Source organism: Paeniglutamicibacter sp. NPDC091659 (assembly GCF_044756805.1).
Lineage (GTDB): Bacteria > Actinomycetota > Actinomycetes > Actinomycetales > Micrococcaceae > Paeniglutamicibacter.
The window spans coordinates 220,789-244,657 of the sequence record NZ_JBIVTO010000002.1; the positions used below are offsets into that span (position 1 = coordinate 220,789).

The 23,869-nt window shown below is 62.7% G+C and carries 17 protein-coding genes, 1 tRNA gene, 2 pseudogenes and 1 riboswitch; of the genes and pseudogenes, 8 read left to right on the plus strand and 12 right to left on the minus strand.

Annotated elements, in window-relative coordinates; genetic code table 11:
• Window positions 1-281: 281 nt before the first annotated feature.
• Window positions 282-699, plus strand: a pseudogene (locus ACIQLF_RS05915) (DUF6994 family protein).
• 127 nt (window positions 700-826) lie between these two features.
• On the opposite strand, the gene ACIQLF_RS05920 reads toward ACIQLF_RS05915, so the two are convergent.
• Together ACIQLF_RS05920 and ACIQLF_RS05925 are read right to left on the minus strand one after the other, a co-directional pair.
• Window positions 827-2,749, minus strand: coding sequence for a hypothetical protein (locus tag ACIQLF_RS05920; RefSeq protein WP_400295570.1), 1,923 nt, complete (start codon window positions 2,747-2,749; stop codon window positions 827-829).
• Window positions 2,750-3,028: 279 nt separating this feature from the next.
• A tRNA-His gene (locus ACIQLF_RS05925) sits at window positions 3,029-3,101 on the minus strand.
• Window positions 3,102-4,129: 1,028 nt separating this feature from the next.
• Window positions 4,130-4,312: riboswitch (cyclic di-AMP (ydaO/yuaA leader) on the plus strand.
• 3 nt (window positions 4,313-4,315) lie between these two features.
• Here ACIQLF_RS05925 and ACIQLF_RS05930 point away from each other — a divergent pair.
• Entirely contained in the window at window positions 4,316-5,356 is a 1,041-nt protein-coding gene (locus ACIQLF_RS05930; RefSeq protein ID WP_400295573.1) for a M23 family metallopeptidase, read from the plus strand.
• Between the two features lie 49 nt (window positions 5,357-5,405).
• Here ACIQLF_RS05930 and ACIQLF_RS05935 read toward each other — a convergent pair.
• Window positions 5,406-6,192: pseudogene (locus ACIQLF_RS05935) on the minus strand (heavy metal translocating P-type ATPase); the annotation flags it as partial.
• A 556-nt stretch (window positions 6,193-6,748) separates the two neighbouring features.
• Between ACIQLF_RS05935 and zapE the strand changes: the two are divergent.
• Window positions 6,749-8,011, plus strand: coding sequence for a cell division protein ZapE (zapE, locus tag ACIQLF_RS05940; RefSeq protein ID WP_400295575.1), 1,263 nt, complete (start codon window positions 6,749-6,751; stop codon window positions 8,009-8,011).
• A complete protein-coding gene (locus tag ACIQLF_RS05945) occupies window positions 8,008-8,673 on the plus strand; it encodes a peptide deformylase (RefSeq protein ID WP_400295578.1) in 666 nt (221 codons plus the stop codon). The genes zapE and ACIQLF_RS05945 overlap by 4 nt, the downstream gene beginning before the upstream one ends.
• Before the next feature lie 36 nt (window positions 8,674-8,709).
• Here the strand turns inward: ACIQLF_RS05945 and ACIQLF_RS05950 are convergent, their stop codons facing one another.
• Both ACIQLF_RS05950 and ACIQLF_RS05955 read right to left on the minus strand, forming a co-directional pair.
• Complete coding sequence (locus ACIQLF_RS05950; RefSeq protein WP_400295581.1) at window positions 8,710-9,186, minus strand: hypothetical protein; 477 nt, start codon at window positions 9,184-9,186, stop codon at window positions 8,710-8,712.
• A gap of 234 nt (window positions 9,187-9,420) precedes the next feature.
• The gene (locus ACIQLF_RS05955; RefSeq protein WP_400295584.1) at window positions 9,421-11,496 is read right to left on the minus strand and encodes a S9 family peptidase; all 2,076 of its coding nucleotides are present in this window, start codon (window positions 11,494-11,496) and stop codon (window positions 9,421-9,423) included.
• A gap of 40 nt (window positions 11,497-11,536) precedes the next feature.
• Here ACIQLF_RS05955 and ACIQLF_RS05960 point away from each other — a divergent pair, with 40 nt between their 5' ends.
• The 4 genes from ACIQLF_RS05960 (at window position 11,537) to ACIQLF_RS05975 (ending at window position 14,564) form a co-directional block, all read left to right on the plus strand.
• Window positions 11,537-12,400: a putative RNA methyltransferase gene (locus ACIQLF_RS05960; RefSeq protein WP_400295586.1), complete on the plus strand. Its 864-nt coding sequence runs from the start codon at window positions 11,537-11,539 to the stop codon at window positions 12,398-12,400.
• Between the two features lie 152 nt (window positions 12,401-12,552).
• The gene (locus ACIQLF_RS05965) at window positions 12,553-13,020 is read left to right on the plus strand and encodes an NfeD family protein (RefSeq protein WP_400295589.1); all 468 of its coding nucleotides are present in this window, start codon (window positions 12,553-12,555) and stop codon (window positions 13,018-13,020) included.
• Between the two features lie 70 nt (window positions 13,021-13,090).
• Window positions 13,091-14,023, plus strand: coding sequence for an SPFH domain-containing protein (locus tag ACIQLF_RS05970; RefSeq protein ID WP_400295591.1), 933 nt, complete (start codon window positions 13,091-13,093; stop codon window positions 14,021-14,023).
• A gap of 181 nt (window positions 14,024-14,204) precedes the next feature.
• On the plus strand, window positions 14,205-14,564 hold the full coding sequence (locus ACIQLF_RS05975) for an RNA polymerase-binding protein RbpA (protein WP_400295594.1): 360 nt from the start codon (window positions 14,205-14,207) through the stop codon (window positions 14,562-14,564).
• A gap of 86 nt (window positions 14,565-14,650) precedes the next feature.
• Here ACIQLF_RS05975 and ACIQLF_RS05980 read toward each other — a convergent pair whose 3' ends face one another.
• From ACIQLF_RS05980 to ACIQLF_RS06010, 7 genes are all read right to left on the minus strand, one after another.
• Window positions 14,651-15,382 (minus strand): polyprenol monophosphomannose synthase, encoded by a 732-nt coding sequence (locus ACIQLF_RS05980; RefSeq protein ID WP_400295596.1) that lies wholly within the window; start codon window positions 15,380-15,382, stop codon window positions 14,651-14,653.
• Window positions 15,383-15,838: 456 nt separating this feature from the next.
• Window positions 15,839-17,455: an amidohydrolase gene (locus tag ACIQLF_RS05985; protein ID WP_400295599.1), complete on the minus strand. Its 1,617-nt coding sequence runs from the start codon at window positions 17,453-17,455 to the stop codon at window positions 15,839-15,841.
• 73 nt (window positions 17,456-17,528) lie between these two features.
• Complete coding sequence (locus ACIQLF_RS05990) at window positions 17,529-20,333, minus strand: DEAD/DEAH box helicase (protein WP_400295602.1); 2,805 nt, start codon at window positions 20,331-20,333, stop codon at window positions 17,529-17,531.
• A gap of 63 nt (window positions 20,334-20,396) precedes the next feature.
• The gene (tatC, locus tag ACIQLF_RS05995; protein ID WP_400295605.1) at window positions 20,397-21,233 is read right to left on the minus strand and encodes a twin-arginine translocase subunit TatC; all 837 of its coding nucleotides are present in this window, start codon (window positions 21,231-21,233) and stop codon (window positions 20,397-20,399) included.
• Window positions 21,234-21,239: 6 nt separating this feature from the next.
• On the minus strand, window positions 21,240-21,467 hold the full coding sequence (gene tatA / locus ACIQLF_RS06000) for a Sec-independent protein translocase subunit TatA (protein ID WP_400295608.1): 228 nt from the start codon (window positions 21,465-21,467) through the stop codon (window positions 21,240-21,242).
• A 34-nt stretch (window positions 21,468-21,501) separates the two neighbouring features.
• Window positions 21,502-21,867: a hypothetical protein gene (locus ACIQLF_RS06005; protein ID WP_400295611.1), complete on the minus strand. Its 366-nt coding sequence runs from the start codon at window positions 21,865-21,867 to the stop codon at window positions 21,502-21,504.
• Window positions 21,864-23,819, minus strand: a complete 1,956-nt coding sequence (locus ACIQLF_RS06010) for a helix-turn-helix transcriptional regulator (protein ID WP_400295614.1) — start codon at window positions 23,817-23,819, stop codon at window positions 21,864-21,866. Before ACIQLF_RS06010 ends, ACIQLF_RS06005 begins: the two co-directional genes overlap by 4 nt.
• Window positions 23,820-23,869: the final 50 nt, after the last annotated feature.

Genomic DNA, 23,869 nt, shown 5'->3' on the forward strand with positions numbered 1-23,869 from the left:
TCTTCAATATCGTCGCCGCCGATACCAACTGTCGCGTTCGGTTGCCGCGGGCGTAGAGTTGGCATTTTCTCGTGACGCGTAGGGAATCCTGAGTGGACCGGTGTCAACGACGGTACTCCCGCGGTATTAGTTATTTGTCTCTGGTTGATGCGTCAAACGGTGCCGCTGCTGCCGAGCGTTCACTGCTTTGTGGAGTATCGGTACAGAGGTTGGCGCTACGACGAAGGCACGTAGCGTGTCGAGAGGAGCGAACCGACATCGGCTCCTGTTAGTTTCGGTTCATGGACGAGCATAGAGAGATTGGCGTCGACTACAACTTCTTCGATGACACTCCGACGGGCAAGGATCCCGACAGTCACAGCCCCACACTCCGGCGATACCACCAGCTCCTATGGGGCAAACCGCTCCCTGACGGGCGGCCGTTCGAGCTTCACGCTGGGCGTGTTCGCTCACCGTATCTTGTGTATGAAGCAGAAGGCACGAGACTTGTTCTCGGAAGCGACACGATTGCGACGCGACATTCGGAGGAAACTGAGCCACCTCTACGCGCAGCTTCCAGACGAGGTCAATGACGCGTTCCGGCGACGCTCGTACACGATCTGCGGTTTCATGATCTTCCCAGTCTCGCGAGGCAGCCTCAACCAGAACCGAGCCCGTATCAATGTCTCAATAAACTGTAGTTTTCCGAGACGCCGTTAACTCGGCTGTGAATCTCTGACGCCGAATTAGTTTCGTACCCGCAACTGCCGGTAGCTTGCCCCAACACGAGCCCCAGTTCGGAAACCCATCACGGTCAAGTCCGCTGGAGCCGGGGATCCCTTCGTCATCAACTGTTCGGTCGGGCAACCCAACCCAGGAAGGGACCATCCACGGGCGCACCTGCCTCGATGGTTTCCCTGAGTCCTTGGAGGATCGCCTCTGCCTTGGACCTGGCCTCGGGTGCCAACCCTCGGGTGACGTCCGGGTCGTCCATGAAGTCGGCAACCTGTTCGAGGGGCGATAGTGCGAGGTAGAAGACGGTTTGCCGCCACGCGTAGGCAGCGTTCTTCTGATGGTGCAGGTGCTTCGCTCCGGTCGCCTTGGCGAGGTGGTTCTTGGTGGCTTTCCAGGCATCGAGTGCTTGTGCTCCCCAGTCGAGCGTGATCCCCGCGTTCACCAATGCGGCAAGATTGTGCGTGGTGAGGATTTGGGCCTGCTCGATGGCGGTTCCACTGGCGGCGACATCGCGCCCCCGGCGGGTTGGGACGATGCCGGCTCTGGAGCGGACCAGTGCGTCGAATTCCGGCACTGCGGTGCGGGGCGTATGTAGTGGTCGCGGGGCTGTCGCTGGCCCGCCCCCCATGGCCTGGATCTTGCCGTAATCGATGCCGTAGTAACGGGCGTACACGGTGTCACCAACCACGGAGGCGGCCTCTTGAGCTGCGCGTTGGAAGACCGGACCGAACGAGCCGATGAAGATATCCGCGGCGAGTTCGTAGGTGAGGGGAACATCCTTGGACGCGAGACCGAAGAGGCGGGTGAGTTCCCGGATGAGGGAGTTTGGAAGCAAAGTTCCCGGAAAGTGGCGCAGGGCAAGTGTGGCGAGGTCCAGTCCTTGTGCGTGAGCAAGGGACCGGTTTTGCTCCAGGACGCCCGCACGCTCGAGCATGTTGAACCAGGGAAGTACGTCGATGGTCACTTGATGCTGGTGGTTGAGCAAGAGCAGGCTCCGCCGGTTGGCGAAGGCCCGGTAGAGGCGTTTGGCGAGCAGCCCGGCCGATGCATCCGGGTACCGGGAGGCAACCGTCTCGGCGGTGAGTTGTGGAGCAAGTGCGGCCAGCGCCTCTGCCGAGCGCACGATCCCGTTTCGCAGGAGGTCCGGGAGCGGTGCCTGAGTTGCTTGACGGGTGGTCTTCCGCACGGAGGGAAGGGCCTCGGCTGGAGCGCCTCGAAGTAGTGCGAGGGGGTCTTCAACGGCGCCGGTGCGCCCTGTCGTGTCAAGCCGGGTTGCAGCGTCGTGTGCCAGGGCCGCATGGGATGGTTTGGCCGCGTTGCGTGCTTGCGCCGCGCGAAGCGCTGCCAGACGTGGTGATCCTGGTTCGCCGCGCTTTGCCACCATGTTGGACACGGCCGTGCGCACCCGACCCATCACGCGGGAATCGGATTCCCCAGCCACGAGTGTCTGGAAGCCGGACAACATGATCTGCAGATTCCCCTTCGGATCCGCATGGTGTTTAGTCAGCGTGTGCTCGGCGGCAAGGCGCCGGTACTCGGCCAGCAAATCTCTGGCTTCGTCGATCCAGCCAGGTGGCGAAGCCGCTCCGATCATTCCTTCATGGGAGCGCGTGGCCCACCAGTGGCTCAGGATCTTGTCCGTGAATGGGTTCCAGACCGACAGGGCTTCACGTTCTGCCTCGACGTGTCGTTGTGGCCGCTTCCGTCCGAGACGGGCCGAGACCTCTGGCAGGGTCGCGACATGCACGCCCGGCACCTCGGCCTCATTCAATTCGTAGGGCCAGAACCGCACACGCCCGGCCCAGGGTTCCAGCGTGCGCACCAGCTCGGACGCCTCGTCCTCTCGACCATGCTGGCGCAGCCACGCAACGCTAAGCAGCGCCCCGTGTTCGGGTAGATCCAAGCGATACAGCCCCGATTCCAACCATGCGTCCAGTTTCCGGTGTCCGTCGTCGGACAGGAACCAGGCGAACAGGGAAGCGCGTCCTGGCTTCGTATCGAGGTGCTCCGCCAGCACAATTTCATCCGCTTCCAACGGACCTGCGGCAGCGGCAGCCCCCGTGACGAAGCCTCCCCGGACGATCTTCGGTGTCAGCCATGCCGGAAAGCCCCTGACCGGCGTGGCTGACCCGATTCTGAGCCTCCCGGTCGCTATTCCAGCCAGAACACGCAACCACGACTCGGCGCGTTCCTCCGCACGAGCTTGCACACCGGGGTCGGAAGTCACCCCAGCTGTGTATTTCGCTTTGCGGAACTGCCCCCACACGTATCCGAGCACCCTCGATCCTCTCCGGCGCACGAACGCGGCCGATCGCCGACGCGGCAGGTGCTGCCCCTGCTCCCTCCGGGTCCACAGCCCAGTGCTCTCACTGTTGAGCTACACGTCGATGGACCCAAACTAGGTGACGGCTGCATCGAAAGGCAAGCGAGTCGCCCGCACTCACACGGATCAGCGAGATAAGTCGCGGCAGCTTTGTCCCTCCAGTGCTCGTGCCGGGTTGGCCGTCTGAATGCAGGAAGGGCATCGCGGGGTAAATCCGAGGACCCAAGACATTTGGTGGTCCTTCGACGAAACGGTCGCGAACATCCTTGATATCGGCGACTAACGCCACTGAGCAATGAAAAATGCGGCCATCCAACGATGAAGCACACAGTTGTTAGCTGTCGGATTTTTGGTGTTCGGGTGTCGCGGTGGGGGATCGGCTTGTGGGGCACCCAAAGAACATCGGACCGCTGAGACAATCCTCTGGGAAGACCTGCCACGCCGAATTTCGAACCCCGTCATAACGGACCCTGATCCCACAGGAGGGCCCTAGCGGGTGCACCACGCACGTGGACGTGAACTGCTACGTGAGGTGCGAGCGTGTCTATGACCCCACGCTGATGGGCCGGCCTGCGATGGCCCTGTCCAACAACGAGTGCTGTGCCCCGGCCACAGTGATGCAGTTGAGGAAGAACACCTAACCCAGGAAGGCATTGCGGGTCTTTGCCCAACGAACCTGGCGCATCAGCCGCAACCGGTGGGGGTGAGCCACGGTGGGCGATCTTGGTCCGTCGACCAGTTTGGGCAGGAACATTCGCACCGCAACAGGCTCCGGGCACCGTCTTCTTAATCACGTTTAAGATGTCGTCCCAGGGGGAGTGACCGGCCAAAACCATCCAGGTGGAACCCGATCTGCTGGTGCAGCTCGACGCGGGCGGCATTCGCCCGGGGCCCTAGTCACCCTCGAAGGGGCCTGCGAATCCTTGGCCGTGAGGGTGCGTTGATCGAAGGGTGCCGGAGCTTCCGTCCGAAGTCGGCGCCCACGTGTTTGTCCGCCACATGGATTGATAACGAAATTGTAACTTTTACATATGCCCCCGTAGGGTTTTATGTCAGGTTGCACTTATGCACCCCAGCCCCGATCCGGTTCGCACAACCCTACCGGCGGATCGCGGAGCAAGAATTCCCGGTAGGGGCGGAGGACCCAATCAACCGTTCCTGGTCTTGGACCATGGATCTTGGGGTGAAGCTGAGTCCGCCTTGGCGGGCTCGGCCGAGTTGATCTCATGACTCGAATCCGACAGCTAACTTCGCAGGCGATACATGAGAGGCAAACACTTGACCCAGCAGCACAATTCCGGGCGCCGCCGCGCGCCCGGCCCCGTTGATGCTTCGCCTGCCAGCGATTCACTAGAGCAGATCGTGGACACCGCACTGAGCAGCGAAAATACATCCCGACGTTCCGGTCGACGCGCACTGAGCACGGTCCCGGACTCCGTCCAGGCTCCGAGAGCCACGCAGCACACCGGCCGCCGCTTTGTGGCAGACCTGCGCTACGGGGCGTCCCCGACCGCGGCATCCATCGCCGCCACCGAAATCCTTCCCGCACCACTGGCACAGCCCGTGCCGCCGGCGTTGCCTGCCGAAGCCGACGAGCTGGACAACGTCCCGAAGTTCACGCCCCGGACCCAGCGCCCTCGACTTGGGTTGGTGCACAAGTTCGCCGCAGTCGCCGCCGTGTCCGGCCTGGCATTCGCCGCCGCCGCCACCACGCAGGAAGCCGAGGAAGTTGTCCCGGAGCCCCAGCGCGTCGCACAGACCACTGTCGCGGATGTCAGGGCCCCGGCCAACGACAAGATCACGGTCAAGCGCGCATCGGTGACCAGCGAGTACATCAAGAAAGTCAAGCCAGCAACCGTCACGACCGCTGCCGATGCAGAAGTCGCCAAGAAAGTCAAGCCGGCAACCGTCACGACCGCTGCCGCCGGAAAAGTCACCAGGCTCGCCCAGCCGGTGGACAGCATCCGGTTGACGTCGCGCTTCGGCCACCGCAAGAACCCGACCGGACCAGGCTTCATGAACCACAACGGCCTGGACTACGCCGTTCCTATGGGAACGCCCATCAAGGCCAGCGCCGCCGGCACCGTGGTGCAGTCCGAATGGGCCGGGCACTCCGGCTACCGCGTCAAGATCGATCACGGCAACGGGCTGGAAACCAGCTACAACCACAACTCGGCCCTCAAGGTGTCCGTGGGGCAAAAGGTCAAGCGCGGCGCGGTCGTCTCGCTTGCCGGCAGCACAGGCAACTCCACGGGGCCGCATCTGCACCTCGAGGTCATCGTCAACGGCAAGTGGGTTAACCCCGAGGGCTGGCTATAACGACAAATGTCCTGATTCCAGCGCTGCCTGGCGGCTGTTGATGAGAGGTGCCTTCGACGGTGCCGCGGATGCCGTGCCCGGCTTCCTCGGTGATGTCGCGGGCGGCAGCTGCCTCCAGTGCCGCGTGAGCGATGGCGGCAGCCAAGGGGTGGGTGCTGTGCTGTTCGACTGCGGCCGCCCAACCCAGCACCTGCTGCTTGCTGGTTCCGTCGACGGCGAGCACGGCGGTGACGGTGGGTTGGTTGCGTGTCAGGGTGCCGGTCTAGTCGACGGCGATGTGGCGGATGGTGCCGAAGCGTTCGAAGGCGGCGCCGCTTTTGATGATGACGCCGAACTTGCTCGCCGAACTTGCTCGCGGTGCCGATCGCAGAGACGACGGTGATCGGCACCGCGATCGCCAGGGCGCACGGGGAGGCGGCCACCAGGACGACCAACGCCCGGGTGATCCACAGTTCGGGATCGCCAAGCATCGATCCGACCAGTGCGACAAGCGACGCGAGGATCAGCACGCCGGGCACCAGCGGCCGGGCGATGCGGCCGGCCAGGCGTGCGCGTTCGCCCTTTTCGGATTGTGCCTGTTCGACCAGGCTGACAATCGTCGTCAGCGAGTTGTCGGTGCCCGCCGCGGTGGCGTTGACTTCCAGAACTCCCGAGGTGTTGATCGCCCCGGCGGATACCTCGTCTCCTGCCTCGACCTCGACGGGGATGGATTCGCCGGTGATCGCCGAGGTGTCCAGGGCGCTGCGTCCGCTGCGAACGATGCCGTCGGTGGCGATCCGTTCTCCCGGCTTGATGAGCATCAGCTGGCCAACGGTGAGGTCCCTGCCCAGAACCTCGGGCACGGCCAGCTGGCGTCCCATGCTTCAACTGTAATGACATCCCCAAGTGAATGCTTTACCTGTAGTGACAGGAAATCCGCTGGTTGCTTCACCTGTAGTGACAAAGACGGACACGATGCTTCACCTGAAATGACAATCAACTGCCTAATGCTTCAACTTAGCTGACAAAGGACACCCATCAAGTCGACAAAGGATCGTTACTCCCTGATCAAGAGGGGTTCCCGAAACGCTAGTTGACATAATGTAGATTATCGGCGCAATGAATTGGTGTCCGGAAGTGGGTAAACATCAGATTTTTGAACATTGAGCGCAACCCGGCCCGATTGGCCCGAATCCCCCGGTTTTTCGACTTTTTGACGCCTGCGTCGGATTTTCACCGCGTTGACGGCGCATTCCGCCGAGACTCGCTGGATGCGCGGATTTGCGGCCGGACTCGAAGCAGGCGATTTCGAGCGCGAATTTCGTGGAGTCAACTCTCAAAAATCACGACCTAACACTCGCCCATCGCCACCTTCCGAAGGATAACTTTTGGTTGACATAACTACTTGCACGAGTGCATTCGCCCCCGGTTTGGTGGTTGCATAGTTATTCAGGGAAACTCGATGGTATGCCACATCAATATTCGGACGTCCAGGCTTCCTCGTTGTCCGGAACATCGGACGGACTGAACGAAGACCTTCAGCGAGCCATAGTTGATCGCGCAACGGTCGAACGCCTGGATCTTGACGAGCGGCAACAAGCAGCCGTGCGGCTGCTGAGCAACAACGTGGCGTCCCATCTTGGCCCGGGGCAGCAGTCCCCCGCTGGAAAACACGTTTATCTCTGGGGTCCTCCAGGACGCGGCAAGACCTGGATTCTGGGCGCGTTCTATGATGCTCTGCCCACGGCAAATAAGCGACGCGTCCATTTCCACGACTTCTTCCGCGAACTGCATTCCACGGCGCACAAGGCGACGGCGATTGCGTTGGCGCAGGTGGACGAGCCCGGTGCACTGGGTTCATCCCGCGGCCGCATGGATCGGGTTGCGGCACGCACCAGCGCCATAGAGCAGGCGATCGAATCGATGTTGGGCGATGTCGAGGTGCTTTGCTTCGACGAATTCCACTGCAACGACCCGGGCGATGCGATGCTGCTGGCCCGAATGTTCAAATTCATCATGGGCAGGAGGATCCTGCTGATCACCACCTCGAACTATCCTCCGGAGGAACTGCTCGCCGACGAGTATTACCACCACCTGATCCTGCCAACCATCGAAGCCATTCGTGAGCAGATGAACGTCCACGAACTCGATGCCAAGCTGGATTACCGCTCGCTTGCCCTGGATCAAGCCGACAGGCAGGGTTTCGCCACGGGCACGCTGGCACTCGCTCCATCGGAATCGGAACTTCGCACACTCGGCATCACGCAGCCTGAACCGTGGGAATCGGCACTGCTCAAACCCACCAGCCATGAGATCCGGGCCCTGCGGGTTGCCGGCGACCAGGTTTGGTTTGATTTCCGCGATCTCTGCGAGGCGTTGACGTCCACGTTGGACTACCTCGAGCTGGCCAAGGACCACCGCCACTGGGTTGTTTCTGGCGTCCCGGGTTCCGCCGAGATGACGCCCTTCGGGCTTCGCCGTTTGGCCAACGCCATCGATGTTCTCTACGATCACGGTATCCGGCTCGATCTTTTGATTGACGGCGACTTTGCTGATTCGTTGTCGCTGCTACCCGAACTTGATGCATCGCGGCTGAAAAGCAGGCTGAACGCACTGCGGCCTTACGTCCCTGGCAAAGAAGCCACTGAACCACTAGCGGAAGGTGTCAATGCATGATCCAGAACCCGGAATACGCAGAAGAGGACTTCCTCTCCCCCGATTGGATCCGTGGAGAGGTCACCCGACTCGTGCAGCTTCATGAATCGGGCACGGTTCCATCCATAGTCCAGCTCGGACACCCGGTGCTTCGCATGGCGGCACAGGATTTCAGCGCCCAGTTGGATGCGACGCTGCTTCGGGCTTTCCTCGACACCATGAAAGCCGTCATGCGCGACGCGCCAGGCGTCGGACTTGCCGCACCACAACTAGGCATTCCCTTGCGGATTGCCGTGCTCGAGGACATGTACCCCACCAACGACGACGTCGCCGCCGTTCGTGAACGCATGCCACTGGAGTACTTCGAGGTCCTGAACCCGACCTATGTTGCCGGCAGCGAGCGAACTGCAGCCTTCTACGAGGGATGCCTTTCCTTCAACGGCTACCAGGGGGTCGTTGACCGCCCGGCCGACATCGACACCACCTACATGGATGCCGACGGCGTGGCCCACAAGCGCTCGTTCAGCGGCTGGCAGGCACGGATCTTCCAGCATGAAACGGACCACCTGGGCGGAACCGTCTACATCGACAAGGCACTGACACGTTCGTTGTGCGCCAGCCACGAGTACGTTCGCTGGGCGAATCCCGGCATCGAGGAAGCCCGGGTCGGGCTGAATTTCTGAGCAGCCGCGTATTTCCCGCGGCACCGGCCCGTCCTGCTAACCTGCAGGTTTCTTCGTGAGAACGGCAACTGATTCGGCAAGTTGTTCGATGGTGGTGACTGCCGCCGGGAACAAGTCCTCCCCAAGCCCGCCCAGCACCGTCGGGAGCTTGCCGTCGGAGGTGCTTCCGATGATGCCGTCACGCGCCGTTGCGTACATGATTCCCGGCACTTCACTGGGCGTCAGGTACCAAACCAGCTGATCCGCGGGCATCAAGGCCGCCGGGGCGTCGTTGACCGATCGATTGGTGCTGGAGATCCACACCTTGACCCGTTCTGTCGCGGGTCCCGCAAGGACCTCGCCCACCCCAAAGGTCAGGATCGTGGTTCCGTTTTGGTCGGTCGTTCCGTCGTCCAGACGAACCGGGTTGGATGGTCCGGGCTCGGCGTCGATGACGGAACCAAGCACGATCAGTTCGGATCGCTCGTACAGGTCCGAGAGGGACTGCGCTGGATCTACTTCAAGCGCGGCCATCCGGTAATTGCCCCAGAACTCGGCAGCGGCATAGTCCGTGGTGGGTGACGACCCGGTTCCCCCGGCTGACCGGTCCCGTGTCCGGTCAACCGGCACATCCCGCGAGAGCAACGGTCGCGATTGCGCCCGTAAGCAGGCGCGCCTTGTGGTTGGTCGTCACTTCAATCCCCTTGAGCATGCGCCCAACCTTCCCGAACTTCGGGAGCATGCTCAAGGGCCCGCCACAAATTGTTATCAACGAACGGGTTTCACCGTGTCGGGGCTTTCCTGTGTCGCTGCATCGGCGGTGCGTCCGGTGTCCACCGGCAGGTACCGGTTGAACCACTCGAGGATCGCCTCGAACCGTTGGCGCCGGTGCCACGGGGAACCCCCGCGGCTAAGTCCGTGGCTTTCGCCCGGGAACAGCACGAACTCGGTCGGGACGCCGCGCTGCTTGAGGCCCACGTAGTAGCGTTGGGCCTGCTCGAGCGGGCACCGGTAGTCGCCCTCCGAATGCATGACGAGCGTCGGCGTGCACACCCGGTCCAGCCTGGCCATGGGAGATTGGCCGGCCATGTGTGCCGGATCGGACCCTGTGTAGGCGTCGGCAAAGAACCACCCGATGTCCGAGGTACCCACGAACGAAGCCGGATCCAGGAAGCCGCGCTCCACCATCGCCGCCGCGAAGCGGTGCTCGTGGGCGATCGTCCAAGCCGTCAGGTAGCCCCCGTAGGACCCGCCCAACACGCCCGTCCGCGTGGCGTCCAGGTCCGCGTGTGCCGCGCAGGCGCCGTCGAGGAAGGCCATCACGTCGAGCAGGTCGACGGTGCCCATGGCGTGCCGGATCGCCAGCCCGTGCTCGCGCCCGTAGCTGGAGCTGCCCCGCGGGTTGCACTGCAGCACCGCATACCCGGCGGCCGTGTAGACCTGCGCCTCGTCGAAGTAGCCGGGACCGTACTGCGAGAACGGGCCTCCGTGGATGTTCAACAGCACGGGGTGCGGGCCAGGCCCGGACGGCAGGTGGATCCAGCCGTGCACCGGATATCCGTCGGGCGAGGCGAAGGTCGCCTCCCGTGGCAGGCTGACACCGCTCTGTTCCCGCAAGGGCGCCGCGAAATCGGTGAGCCGGCGCAGTCCGCCGCCTTCCAGCACTGAGCACTCCCCCGGCGAAGCCTCGGAAACATGGGAAACGACGACCGTTCCGCCCCGGGATGCGGCACCGTGGATGATGCGCGGCCCCGAGCTGAGCACGTCTGCCGTGCCGTCGGCGGCGATCCGGTGCAGTTCGCCGGTGCCACGCACGCGCGCACAGGCCAGCACCGCATCGCCGCCGTACGGCACCAGGGACTCGGTTTCGGTGTAGTCGGCCTGCTGCAAATCGGCAGGGGCAGGCGTGCTTGCCGCGGGCAGCGCGGCGGCCGGCATCGAAACCACCACCGTGTGCTTGGCCAGGAAGTCGGTCCCGGGTTCCCCCACATGCTGCGCCAGCGCAAATAGCGTAGATCCGTCCGTGCTCCAGCAAGCCGAACGGTAGGCCCATTCCCCCGCCGGGTCGCCCAGCACCAGCTCGGGTTCGACCGGCTCCCGAGCGCCGGCCGGAACACGGTGGATCATCGATCGCAGGTCCGAATCATGGTTTTCATGCAGTGCTGAGGTGAAGTAGATCCACGCACCGTCGGGGCCGTAGGCGGGTTCGTCGATGTCCTGGGCTGCCACCGCAAGCTCACGGACGACGGGCAGACCCGTGGGCAGCGGGTTCACCCCGTGGGCTTCACGTCCGCGCGGCATGACGAACGGCTCTGCATCGGGCCCGGGCACGTCCAGGCTGAACAGGCCCTGGACCTTGTCGCGGCCGAAGCCCACCCCGTCGCCGCGGTAGTTGAGGGTGGTGATGCGCCGGGGCGCCTCGTCGCCTGCCCCGACCCCCCTGATGGATCCGTAGCGTCCGGGCTCGGCCGTGCGCGAGGTGAAGGCGATCGCCATCGAATCGGGAGACCAGGTGAAACCGCTGACTCCCATCGAACGGTCGGTGAGCACCCGGGGCTCGCCGCCGGCGGCCTCGACCACCGCAAGCTGCGCCTTGCCCTTGGCGTCGGGGCGCAGGAAGGCAATGGTCAATCCGTCGGGCGAGTAACAAGGCTGGCGATCCGACTCCCCTCGCGTGAGGCGCCGCGGCGGCACGGATCCGTCCACACGGACTTCCCACAGCTGGCCGACATAGGTGTCGCTGGCGAAACTCGGCCGCGAGGAAGCCACCACGGCACGGGTGGAATCGGGGCTGAGGCTTGGCGCCGATACAGTAGTGAGTAGTTCTAGTTGCACTGGTTTCACCGCGCTAGCCTATCCAAAGCCCCCAACCTGAAGGAAGCACGTGGCGCAGCCGACAAACCTGGATCTGGGACTGGTCTGTCCCGTTTGCCGACTCGAGCTGCGTTTGCGCACCCGGCCGGGCCGACCGGCCCAGCTTTCCTGCCCCGAGCTGCACGCATTCGACGCGGCCAAACAGGGGTACTTCAACCTGCTGACCGGCAAGGGAACCGCATTCCGCGAGGACGGCTCCGCAATGGTCGCAGCCCGGGCCGCCTTCCTGGACGCGGGCCACTACGGGCCGCTGGCCGCCGCCCTCACCGAATCGATTGCCGCCGCGGTCGAGGGAAACCCCTCACCACGTATCCTTGATGCGGGCGCCGGCACCGGCTACTACCTCGGCCGGGTCCTTCGCGGCCTGCCGGAATCGGCGACCGCCATTGCCATGGACATTTCCAAGTTCGCCATGAGGCGGGCCGCAAAGCTTCCGGGCACCCTCGCGTTGGTCTGGGACCTGTGGCGCGAGCTGCCGATGGCTGCGGCCACCTTTGACGCGCTGATCAACGTCTTCTCCCCGCACAACGGGCAGGAATTCGCGAGGGTGCTTCGTCCGGGCGGTGTTTCCTTGGTGGTCACTCCCCTGCCCGAGCACTTGGCCGACGGCGCGCAGCTGCTTGGCCTGCTGGGCATCGCAGGCGACAAGGCGGCTGGAGTCGTCGCATCCATGGGCGAATCGTTCACGCTGGAGGGCACCCGGGAAATCCGCGTGCCGCTGGAGCTCTCCCCCGAGCAGGCTTTTGACCTGGCGATGATGGGACCGGCCGGCCACCACCTGGATCCCGCAGTGCTTCGGGAACGCATCGAGGCCCATCCAGGGGCCATCGAGCTTGTGGCCGCCTTCAGGGTCCAGGAGTTCAGACGCCGCTGATTCCTGCTGCCAATCCGCGGCTTGACACCTGAATGATGAGACTCAACGGCCGGAACATACTCCCTTGTGCTGATTCGATTTGGGTACCCCGTCGGGCAAAATGGAAGCACGAGTTGGTGTGGATCCAACGCATCAAGCCTTGAGGGGAAAAAATGATTGAGTGGGCAGTATCAAATGCCTGGGTGGTTTGGCTGGCGCTCTTCCTGTTGCTGGCCATCATCGAGATGATCTCCCTTGATCTGTACTTCATCATGCTGGGCGTTGGGGCGCTCGGCGGTGTAGCCGTCGCATTGGTCGGCGGGGAGACTTGGCTGCAGGTCGTCGTCTTCTGCATGACGTCGCTGGCCATGATCCTGCTGGTCAGGCCGATCGCACTAAAACACCTGCGCAAGGACCCGGAAGGCCTTCGCACCAACGTGGATCGCCTCATCGGCGAGGACGCCTTGGTGCTGGAACCGACGAACAGGATGAACGGCCGGGCAAAAATCGGCGGGGAAACCTGGTCCGTCCGCACGGACGATGAGGTTGCGCTGCAACCGGGAACCTACGGTTCGGTGGTGCGCATCGAGGGAGCCACCGCCTACATCACCCGGCGGACCCGCATGACCGGGTTGGACTAGGTCTTGTTCCACCCGCACGTTTAGGATTATTGGCGCCCGTTTCCGGGTGCCCCAACGAAAGAGAGAAGAGATGCAAACATCGGGTCTGGGCTTAACGGTCGTCCTGGTTGTACTGGCAGTCTTCGTGATCATCGTGCTTTTGCGCGCCGTGCGGATCATTCCGCAGGCACGAGCCGGGATCGTGGAGCGATTGGGCAAATACCACCGCACCCTTCTACCGGGATTGACCCTACTGATTCCGTTCGTGGATCGCCTGCTCCCGATCTTGGACCTGCGCGAACAGGTCGTCAGCTTCCCGCCGCAGCCGGTGATCACCGAGGACAACCTGGTTGTCTCGATCGACACCGTCGTGTACTTCCAGATCACGGAGCCCCGCGCGGCGACGTACGAGATCGCGAACTACATCCAGGCCGTTGAGCAGCTGACCACCACCACTCTCCGCAACGTCGTGGGTGGCTTGAACCTGGAAGAGGCGCTGACCAGCCGCGACCAGATCAACGGACAGCTTCGCGGGGTGTTGGACGAGGCCACCGGCAAGTGGGGCATCCGTGTCTCCCGTGTCGAGCTCAAGGCCATCGATCCACCCCTGTCGATCCAGGACTCGATGGAAAAGCAGATGCGCGCCGAGCGTGACCGCCGGGCAGCCATCCTGACCGCCGAGGGCACCAAGCAGTCTGCGATCCTGACGGCCGAAGGCCAGCGCCAAGCTTCGATCCTGAAGGCCGAAGGCGACGCCAAGGCCGCAATCCTGCGGGCCGACGGCGAGGCACAGGCCATCCAGAAGGTCTTCGACGCAATCCACGCGGGCAAGCCGGACCAGAAGCTGCTGGCCTACCAGTACCTGCAGATGCTGCCCAAGATCGCCGAGGGAACGTCCAACAAGCTGTGGATCATCCCGAGCGAAGTGGGCGAGGCCTTGAAGGGAATCGGCGGCGCACTGGGCAACTTCGGTGCCCCGAGCGAGGACGAGAAGCCGCCGGCCGGCGGCAGCACCCTGATGTAATCACTGGCCAGAACGGCCAGATTTTCGGGCGGGCGACCTCACAAACGAGGTTACCCGCCCGAAGCCTTGTCGGGGCCGTATAATAGAAACTTCGAGACTTGCGCCCCGCGGGAATTTTATGTTGAACCGGGACGTTGAAATCGGTAGCCGAACCCGTTTGTAATCGCAGTAGGGAGACAACATGAGCGATCGCAGCCTGCGTGGAATGCGCCTTGGCGCACAGAGCATGGAAACTGAGGCTGGCGTCGAGCCAGCAGCGCGCCAGCGCGTTGAATACCGTTGCGAGGACGGCGAACAGGTGTTTGTGATCTTTGCCGCCGAGGCAGATATCCCGCAGACCTGGACCTCCAAGACCGGTAAGGAAGCAACGCTGGTCAATGGTGAGAAGCAGGTCGAGGAGTCGACCGAGAAGCCGGTCCGCACTCACTGGGACATGCTCCTTGAGCGTCGTACCCCGGAAGAACTTGAAACGATCCTCCAGGATCGCTTGGACAAGTTGCGTGCCACCCGTGGCGCAGCCCAGGCAGCAGCCAAGTCCTAAGCAACAACAGCATTAAAAGCCTGCGGGGCCCGGTGGATTTCCACCGGGCCCCGCAGGCTTTTAATGCTTGTGGCTGAGCCGAGTGCCTACTTCTTGCCGCCGGTCAGCTTCTTCCAGCGTGCGCCAAGTCCCCACTTGGTGACGTTGAGCATCGCCTCGACAACGATGTTGCCGCTCATCTTCGAGACGCCGAGTTCGCGCTCCACGAAGGTGATGGGAACCTCGACGATGTTCTTGCCCAGCTGGGCCACGCGGAAGGTCATGTCAACCTGGAAACCGTAGCCGACGGACTCGACCGCGTTGAAATCGAGCGCCTCGAGGGTTTCGCGGCGGAACGCGCGGTAGCCTGCTGTGATGTCGCGAAGGTTTACGCCCAGCATCATGCGGGAGTAGAAGCTGCCCACGCGCGAAATCGCCTTGCGGTGCAGCGGCCAGTTCACGACGGAACCGCCCTTGACCCAGCGCGAGCCAATGACAAGGTCGGCGCCCTTGGGGATTTCGGCCAGCAGCAGCGGCAGCTGCTCGGGCTTGTGGGAACCGTCGGCGTCCATCTCAACGAGCACGTCGTAGCCGGCGTCAAGAGCCCAACGGAAGCCCGCGAGGTATGCGGCACCCAGGCCTTCCTTGCCGGTGCGGTGCATGACGTGGATGGCACTGTCTTCGCTGGCCATCTTGTCGGCCAGGTCGCCGGTGCCGTCCGGGCTGTTGTCATCGACGATCAAAACATCCGAGTCAGGGACTGCGGCACGTAGGCGACCCACGGTGATCGGCAACGATTCAAGCTCGTTGTAGGTCGGAATGATCGTGACTACGCGCACGCGAAAGTCCCTTTCTGCTGAAGAGGTGATCCACATGGAGGCGGGAGCTAAGCGCTTCACCGCAATTGTTCCGAACACGGTTAAGTGTCAGGACCATGAATGTCAGGATCATGTTGAGGTCAAGCCACAATTATACGCGCGCTTTTGGGACCCGGGATGATCGGCTCGTGTGATGCCCAAGACCCCGGCGGGAGATCCGCCACAAGACACAGATTTGCCCCCGGAGCTTCGGTCCATTCCTCGGCGGCAAGCGCCGAGGTGTTATCTAGTGCTCCGGGGGCCAACCCGTCAACGCGCGCCGGAAAACCAGCAAGTCCGAGCCTAAAACCGGACAATGATTACAGCCTACCGCCACCGGCCGCGCTGTCAACCGTTTCAAGGGCATAAATCTTCAAAGAGTATGAGGTCAGATGCCGTTTATGGGGCAATTTCGACGCTCACGCCGGCATGCGGCCGCTAAACGCCCATGCCGTCGAAGATGACGCGTCCGGCGCGGACGGTGCGAAGACACGTCGGCATCTCTTCTTCGAGCACCGGCAGCATTGGCGTTCCCGCCCGGGCGTCGGTGCTCCAGGAGGAAACCCGGACATCGGGAGTCTGGACGGTGAGTTCCGAGGCGTTCCAGATCGCGAACGTCGCCTCGGCACCCGTCACCAATTGGCCGGCCAGCGGGTTCGACTCCCCCAGTGCACGGAACCCTGAGCGCGTGTGCGCCATGAATGCGGCCTTGGCGGAAATTCGCGCCTGGGCATCGTTGAGCTCAAGGCAGGCCTTGATGGTTGCCCAGGGGTTCGTTGGCGTCACGGGGGCATCCGAACCCACCGTCACGGGTACTCCGGCGGAAAGGAACTTCCCGATCGCGTTCATTCCGGTGGCCCGCTCGGCTCCCAGACGCTGCTCGTAGAGTTCACCCGGTCCACCCCACAGGGCATCAAATTGCGGTTGCAGCGAAGCTGTCAGGGAGAAGTTGAGCATCTTGGTGCGCGCCTGCTCATCAACCATTTCGACGTGCTCCAGGCGGTGGCGACCGGCCTGCACCGCTGCAAGGCCGACGGTTTCCGCGGCCTTGGCGAAGCCCTCCAAGGCCGCATCCAATCCGGCGTCCCCGATCACATGGAACGAGGCCTGGATGCCGGCAAGCGAACAGGCGCCGACATGCGCACTGATCTGGTCGACGGACAGGTACGAGGTACCGCGGTTTCCCGGGGCATCCGCGTAGTCGGAACGCAAAAGTGCGGTGCGTGAACCGATGGAACCATCGATGTTCAAGTCGCCGCCGAGTCCGACGACTGCCGGGGAACCAAAGGAAGCCAGCAATTCACGGGCTTCCGATTCCTCGGACACGGCCTGCGCCCAGTAGGCGTAGACATTGGGGCTGAGGGCGGCTTCTTCTTCGCCTCGGGTCAGCAGGGCCTGCAGGTCGCTGCGTCCTGAGATGTGCTCGGCCGCCATCTCCACCACGGTGCCGTGGCCGGTGGCTGCCAAATGTGACAGTGCGCGCTCTCGATGCGCCGCGTTCACCGATTCGTCATAGGCGAAAACAGATGCGCGAACCTGGGCGTGGATGCTGCCGCGCACCAAGGCTCCGGAGAATTCCGAACCGGCCACGAGCCCGAGGCGCTGGGCCAGCTGCGGGCTGACCAGCGCCGAGTGGACGTCGATTCGGGACAGGTAGACCTCGCGGCCCGGGGCCGCGCGCTCCAGCTCTTCGAGTGTTGGAATGGATGCATCGGCAAACTTGGTTTCGTCCCAGCCGAACCCCTGGATGATTCCGGCTCCCGTGCCTGCTGCGGAGGACACCAGGTCAAGGATGTCCGCGGAACTCGAGGCACCGCCGAGGTCCAGGCCTGCTAGGTTTGCGCCGAGGGCACCGAGGTGTACGTGGGAATCCACGAAGGCCGGGGCGACAAGTGCACCTTGGAGGTCGATCTCGGTCATCCGCGCATCCAGCAGCGCACCTGCAGCCGATTCGGAACCGATCCAGGCAACGGTGCCGTTTTCCACGAGCATCGCCGTCGCAAACGGGTCCGCGGGCGAGTAAATGGATCCGTTACGATACAAATCAAGAGACATTGTTTACCTTTACTTTTAGAACCGCGCACAGGAAACCAGGGCGCTGAAAGCCGAAACGGCAAGACTCGGTCGGTTAGTCGACAACGTTCGAATAGGCCACGACACCGCGCCGGATCCGGTCGACGGCGCGATTGCAGGAACGGGCCAGGCCGCTGTTCAGGTCGGGAATCTTGGCCAATTGGTCAAGGACGTCGATAACCTGCTTGGCCCACCGCACGAAGTCACCGGCTGCAAGGTCGGTGCCGCGCAGGCACTCGCGCAGGTCGGAACCCTTGGTCCATTTGTACATCGGCCAGATGAGCCCGGAATCCGGGGCCACCGTTTCGGGAAGCCGTGCAATGACTTCCGCATCGCTGAGCCGGGACCACAGGTTGACCGATGCTTCCCAGGCCAGCTGCACCTTGGCGCTGGGCATACGTGGCTCGTCGGAGTTGTCCTCGCGGCGCGCCTGGAAGACCAGGGATGAGATGAATCCGGCCAATTCTTCCGCATTCATCTCGTTCAGGACTCCCGATTCCATGACCAGTGAAGTCAGGAGGTCGCGTTCGCCGTAGATACGCCTCAGGCGCTGGCCGGCCTCGGTGATTTGGGCCTGGTCGTTGTCGTTCGAGGCGGGAATCATGTACTCGAACTGCTCGAGCACGGATGCCACCCGGTCAAAGGTCTTCGCGATGGTGTTGGTGCGCCCGCTGATCTGTGAGCGCAACTTGTTGGTGTCCTTCAACAGCTTCGTGTAGCGCTCGCCCCATCGTGCGTGGTCTTCACGCTCGGAGCAGCCGTGGCAAGGATGAGCCTTCAAGGCAGCACGCAACTCGGCAATCTTGGCCTCTTGCTCCTGGCTCCCGGAGAAATTAAAGCCCGCGGCGCCGCGCCGCGGCGGCCTGGAATCGGCGATCGCGTTGTGCAGTGATGCCGCAAGGTCCTTGCGTTCCTTGGGGCTTCGACCCGTGAACCCCTTGGGGATGCGGATTTGCGAGATGATCTCGACGGGACCGTCCAGGTCCTGCACGCCGATGCGTCGGATCTGCTTTTCCTCGGTGAGCACCGTGGGGCGCGGATCGTTCCACGCCGTGTCCAGTTCAACGACCACGCAGCGTCCCAGCCTGCGCGGGCCGTGGACCTCGATGATGTCGCCGAGCATCAACGACTCGAGCGATTCACTTGCCGCAGAGCGCCGTTGCCGGGAGATGGTCTTCGACGCCTCCTTTTCGGCCTCGGACAGCGCGTTTCGCATTGCCGCATATTCGCTGAAGTCACCTAGGTGGCACGTCATGGCCTTCTTGTAGCCTTCAAGCGACTCCTCGCGGGAGCGAACTTGGCGAGCCAGGCCGACGACCGAGCGGTCGGCCTGGAACTGCGCGAATGACGTCTCTAGAATGCTCCGGGCACGGTCGCGCCCGAACTGCGAGGTCAGGTTCAGCGACATGTTGTAGGTCGGACGGAAGCTGGAATTCAGCGGGTACGTGCGCTTGGACGCCAAACCGGCGACAGCCGCCGGATCGGTGTCGGCCTGCCAGAGCACGACGGCGTGGCCTTCCACGTCGATGCCGCGGCGCCCGGCGCGACCGGTCAGCTGCGTGTATTCACCGGCTGTGATTGATACGTGGGATTCGCCGTTGAACTTTTCGAGTTTCTCCATGACAACGGAGCGTGCCGGCATGTTGACGCCGAGCGCCAAGGTTTCTGTGGCGAAAACGGCCTTGACCAGGCCGCGGGCGAAGAGGTCTTCGACGACTTCCTTGAAGATCGGAAGCAGCCCCGCGTGGTGGGCGGCGAATCCGCGCATGAGCCCTTCGCGCCAGGGCCAGAAGCCGAGGATATCGAGGTCGTCGGCCGGGAGTTTGTAGGCGACCATGTCGATCGCCTGCTCGATCTCCGTTGCCTCGGCCGTGGTGGTTAGCGCAAGGCCGGAGCGCACGCATTGGGCAACCGCTGCGTCGCAGCCGTTGCGGGAAAAGATGAAGACCAGCGAGGGTAGCAATCCGGCTCGGTCCAGGGCCATGATCATGTCCGGCCGCGAGACCTTGGTGCTTAGCTGTTCCCGCTGGCGGCCCCCGTTGCCGTTGCCTCCGCGCCGTCCGCCGCGCTGGGACGAGCGTGAACGGGGGCCTTGGAATCCCCGCTGCGCGAGCTTGCTCAGTTCGGGGTTTACCGCTGCGGAACGTTCGGGGGTTTCGGCAACCTGATCAAACGCAACGTCCTCGGCGAAGAGGTCCATGAGCTTGCCGCCGACCATCACATGCTGGAAGAGCGGGATCGGGCGGTGTTCCGAGACAATGATTCGGGTGTCGCCGCGCACCGTGTCCAGCCACCCGCCGAATTCCTCGGCGTTAGAGACCGTTGCGGAAAGCGAGATCACCTGCACGTCCTCGCGCAGATGGATGATAACTTCCTCCCACACCGCACCGCGGAACTTGTCGGCAAGGTAGTGGACCTCGTCCATCACCACATAGCCCAGTCCCTGGAGGGTGTCGGAGTCCGCGTACAGCATGTTGCGGAGGACTTCGGTGGTCATGACGACCACATCGGCTTCGCCGTTGATCGTCACGTCGCCGGTCAACAGTCCGACGCGTTCCGGGCCGTACGTGGCAACAAGGTCGCTGTACTTTTGGTTGCTAAGCGCCTTGATGGGGGTCGTGTAGAACGCCTTTCGACCGGATCGAAGGGCCTCGAAGATCGCGAACTCCCCCACCACCGTCTTGCCTGCACCGGTGGGTGCAGCAACCAGAACGCCGCTGCCGGAGGCAACAGCCCGGCATGCTTCTTCCTGGAATGGGTCTAGGTCAAAGCCAAGTGTGGCCCGGAATTCCGGAAGGCCGGTGTCGGCTTCCCTTGTCCGTTCCTTGGCTGCGGCGTAACGCTCGGCCGGCGTGTTCACGCTGCGACCCCTTTCAAGATGGTGGTAAGTGGTCCCGCGTTGGTGCGCTGTATTGGGCGCTGCTTATGGAAGATCCGGCACCTCGGGAAGGGATGAACCCTGTCCGGCATTCGCTGCATTCTCCGCTTCCATGGCAGCGAGCTTCTTGTTGCGCTTGCGATCGTTGAGATGGCAAACCAGCGTGGCCGCCGCGAAGGTAAGGAAGAGTGGACCGGCCAAAGCGAACATGGTGATCGCGTCGCCGCCGGGTGCCGCCATGGCAGCCACCAACGCGATGAGGAACACCGTGATCCGCCAGTGCTTCATGATCGTCTTCGCCTTCAGCACGCCAACCATGTTCAACCCGACCATCAACACGGGAACAAGCATGGCCAAGCCGAAGGCAATCAACAACCGGAAGACAAACGGAAGGTAGTTGTCGGAAGAGATCAATGCTTGCGTGTTTGCCGGCGTCAACGAGATGAGGAACTTCAGGGCATGCGGCAGGACCCAATAGGCCATTGCGACACCCATGACAAACAGCGGGGCTGCCGCCGCGGCAAAGGCAAGGGCGGTATTCCGTTCGTTCTTCTTCAACCCGGGCACGATGAAGGCCCACAGCTGGTAGATCCAGACAGGAGCCGAGAAGACCAGACCCAAGAGCAACGAAGTCTTGAGCATGAGGTCGAACGGAGCCATCACCGAAGTGAAGTTGACTCCGCCCCCGTACTCGCGCACCGGGGCAACGAGAAGGCCAAGGACGTCGTTGTACAGGAAGAACCCGCCGATTGTGCCCAACACCAGAGCAATCAGTGAAATGAAAAGGCGGTTACGCGCCTCCACGAGGTGTGCCTTGAGGGCCATGCGGCCCTCTGGATTGTCCTTCCGCCCCTTTTGCTGGGCAGTTCCCTTGTCGCTCACGAAATATTAAGCGTTGTTCTCACGACGGTCGGGATCAACGATCTTACCCTCAACGGTTTCATCCGCTGCAGAAGGGTTCTTCTCATCGTCCTTCATCTGACGCACTTCCGACTTGAAGATACGCAGGGACTGTCCCACGGAACGGGCCAAGCCCGGAAGCTTTGGGGCGCCGAAGAGCAACAAAGCCAAAATAATGATGATGACCAGGTGCCATCCTTGCAGTCCACCGAGCATGGGGAACCTACCTTTCAATTGGTTTAATTCTACGTTAGAACAGGTCGAGATCGGCCACGCGTTGCGCTTGTCCGCGCAGAGCTTTACGCTCCACGCGGCGCACGCGCCGAACTTCGACGCGTCGGGCCTTTCCGGCTTCCAATGATGCGCGTGCATCCTCGGGGTCTTGGAAGAGCGCGGCAACACCGCTCGGTCCTCGATCGGGGAAAACCCCGTAATCGATGGGCCCTGCAGGTGTCTCCATTGCCATTCCTATCCGGTCGCCGGCTTCGCCCACTTCATCCATGAGTTTCATGAATCCGCGGAAGAGCCTGATGCCGGAAAGAACCAGAAAAAGCAGCATTCCAAGAATAAGGACTATCCAAAGCAATACCCAAAACCACCACGGCAACATGCTCAAGCCACCTCCGCGATCGACAAAGCGTTCCGCAGCCAGGATTCGACTTCTTCACGCACATTGTCCGGGGCGAGCACCCGCAGGTCCCCGCCGTGGTAGGCGATCATGCCTGGCAGGACGGCCGTGGAGGACATGCGGATTTCGGCGATCAGTTCATCGCCGACCTTTGCCCACTGCTCCGGAGAGTACTCGTCGGCCACCAGGGCCAGACGCTTGCCGAAACCAAGAACCACTTGCACGTCGTCGGCACCAGGGGTGAAGAAGATGTCCTCGGTGTCCTCGTGCTTGCTGTGGTCCACTTCGAAAACCGCACCTGTTGTTTTGGCTGCCTGGATGCGGTCGACACGGAAACTGCGGAGCTGTTCATTGCGTTGGCTCCAGGCCCGCAAGTATTGCCGGCCTGCGTGTTCCACGAGGCGGATGGGTTCCACGAGCCGTTCGCTGACTGCGTCGCTGGAGGCGCTGTAGTACTTCAGGTTGATGACCTGGTTTTCGCGGATCGCGTGAAGCAATACGGCGTAGTTCTCGTTCTCCTCGGTGGAGCGCAGCGCGATCGACAGCACCGATTCGAGCCCCTCGAATCCGACTGCCGCCTGTTGCAGCTTGGCGAAGGCACCCTGGATCGACGCCGAGTGCTCAAAATCGGGCAGCTGGCGCAGGGAAGCGAGCCCAGCGAGCATCGCCGCCGCTTCTTGGAGGCCCAGTCGGATCGGGGCATTCAGGGCCTCGGCGTTGTTGATGCTGATCTCACCGGTTTCCCATTCCACATCGATCAGCTCGTCCGGGAGGCCATTGGGCACGCCGCACATCATGATCGTCTGCAGGTGCTCCAGCAACTGCTTCTCACTCAGCCCGAAGTGCGCGGCAGTCTGGGCCACCGTTGGTGACCCGATCTTGGCGACGTAGGAAATGATGTCGAGGTTGCGGGCAACCGCGTCGGTGGACGGCGGCCGGCCAAGGTTGCGCCGCTTGCTGAGTTTGAAGACGGGCACCGAATCACGCTGTTTCACCAGGGCATCGGCGAGCTTTCGCTGCACCGCGTCAAGCAGCCCTGCGGGCTCGATGACCTTTGCGTTCGGGCCGAGCTTGGCGATGTCGGCAGCGAGGGTCACCAGGTCGTGGAATTGGAGAAGGATTTCGTCGTGCTCTTCACCAGGGATGATGGTTGTCGCGCGGGATCGCAGGGACCAACCGGTGTCCTTGACCAGGGAAACCCTGGCCGTTTCCCCGGCAATGTACGGGTCGAGCCGGTCCAGGGCTTCGGCCATCTTGAATCCGGCCGGACGCGATGAATGGACCTTGCCGGGCGTCACGTCGCTGAGGATCCGTGAAAGGCGGAACATCCGGATGTCTTGGCGGTTGTGGTCAAAGCCCACCAGGTACCAGTTGCCGAAGCGCGAGCCTATCCCCCAGGCGTCCACGGTTCGTTCGCTGGCCTGCCCTTGGGCATCCAGATACTCGAAGCGGACGATCTCTTGGGACCATACGGCGTGCAGGCAGGCGCCGAAGGAAGGACCCGAGGCATGCAGGCGAGGCACATACTCGGTGAATTGCGCTTCCTCGCCTACGTCACGGTTTCCGACGGCAAGCCGACCGGTGGCGCGGGCGGCAAAGGACTCAAGCTCGGTGTCTTTCCAAAGCTGTGCGGCCAACCCGAGGACCGCGGATTCCTCGGTGGTGAACCGGACTTCCGGAAGCCTGTAGCTTTCGGGCGGGATGAGGTAGCGTTCCTCGCCCCCTTCGCCAATGGTCTTCAGGGGAATGCCCATGTCCCTGAGGTCCTTTTTGTCCCTGTCGAACTTCCGGTCGAATGCAGCCTCGGAGAGCCCCCTGTAGTCATCGACGATCTTGCGCAGCTGGCGCTTGGAATAGCCGTGGGGCGTATTGATCAGGGCATAGGTGAGACTGACAAGCTTCTCGGCCCGGGAGGGGCCGCCGGAGTTAATTTGAGCCACGCTCGCAAGATTACCCCGTGGCCGTCACCGCGTGCCAATGCAACGCCGGT

What these genes read in the sequence shown, in the direction of transcription:
- ACIQLF_RS05945 (WP_400295578.1), top strand. Translation starts at nt 8,008, where the DNA reads ATGATCCAGAACCCGGAATACGCAGAAGAGGACTTCCTCTCCCCCGAT.
- ACIQLF_RS05950 (WP_400295581.1), bottom strand. Translation starts at nt 9,186, where the DNA reads ATGGCCGCGCTTGAAGTAGATCCAGCGCAGTCCCTCTCGGACCTGTAC.
- ACIQLF_RS05965 (WP_400295589.1), top strand. Translation starts at nt 12,553, where the DNA reads ATGATTGAGTGGGCAGTATCAAATGCCTGGGTGGTTTGGCTGGCGCTC.
- ACIQLF_RS05970 (WP_400295591.1), top strand. Translation starts at nt 13,091, where the DNA reads ATGCAAACATCGGGTCTGGGCTTAACGGTCGTCCTGGTTGTACTGGCA.
- ACIQLF_RS05975 (WP_400295594.1), top strand. Translation starts at nt 14,205, where the DNA reads ATGAGCGATCGCAGCCTGCGTGGAATGCGCCTTGGCGCACAGAGCATG.
- ACIQLF_RS05985 (WP_400295599.1), bottom strand. Translation starts at nt 17,455, where the DNA reads ATGTCTCTTGATTTGTATCGTAACGGATCCATTTACTCGCCCGCGGAC.
- tatA (WP_400295608.1), bottom strand. Translation starts at nt 21,467, where the DNA reads ATGCTCGGTGGACTGCAAGGATGGCACCTGGTCATCATCATTATTTTG.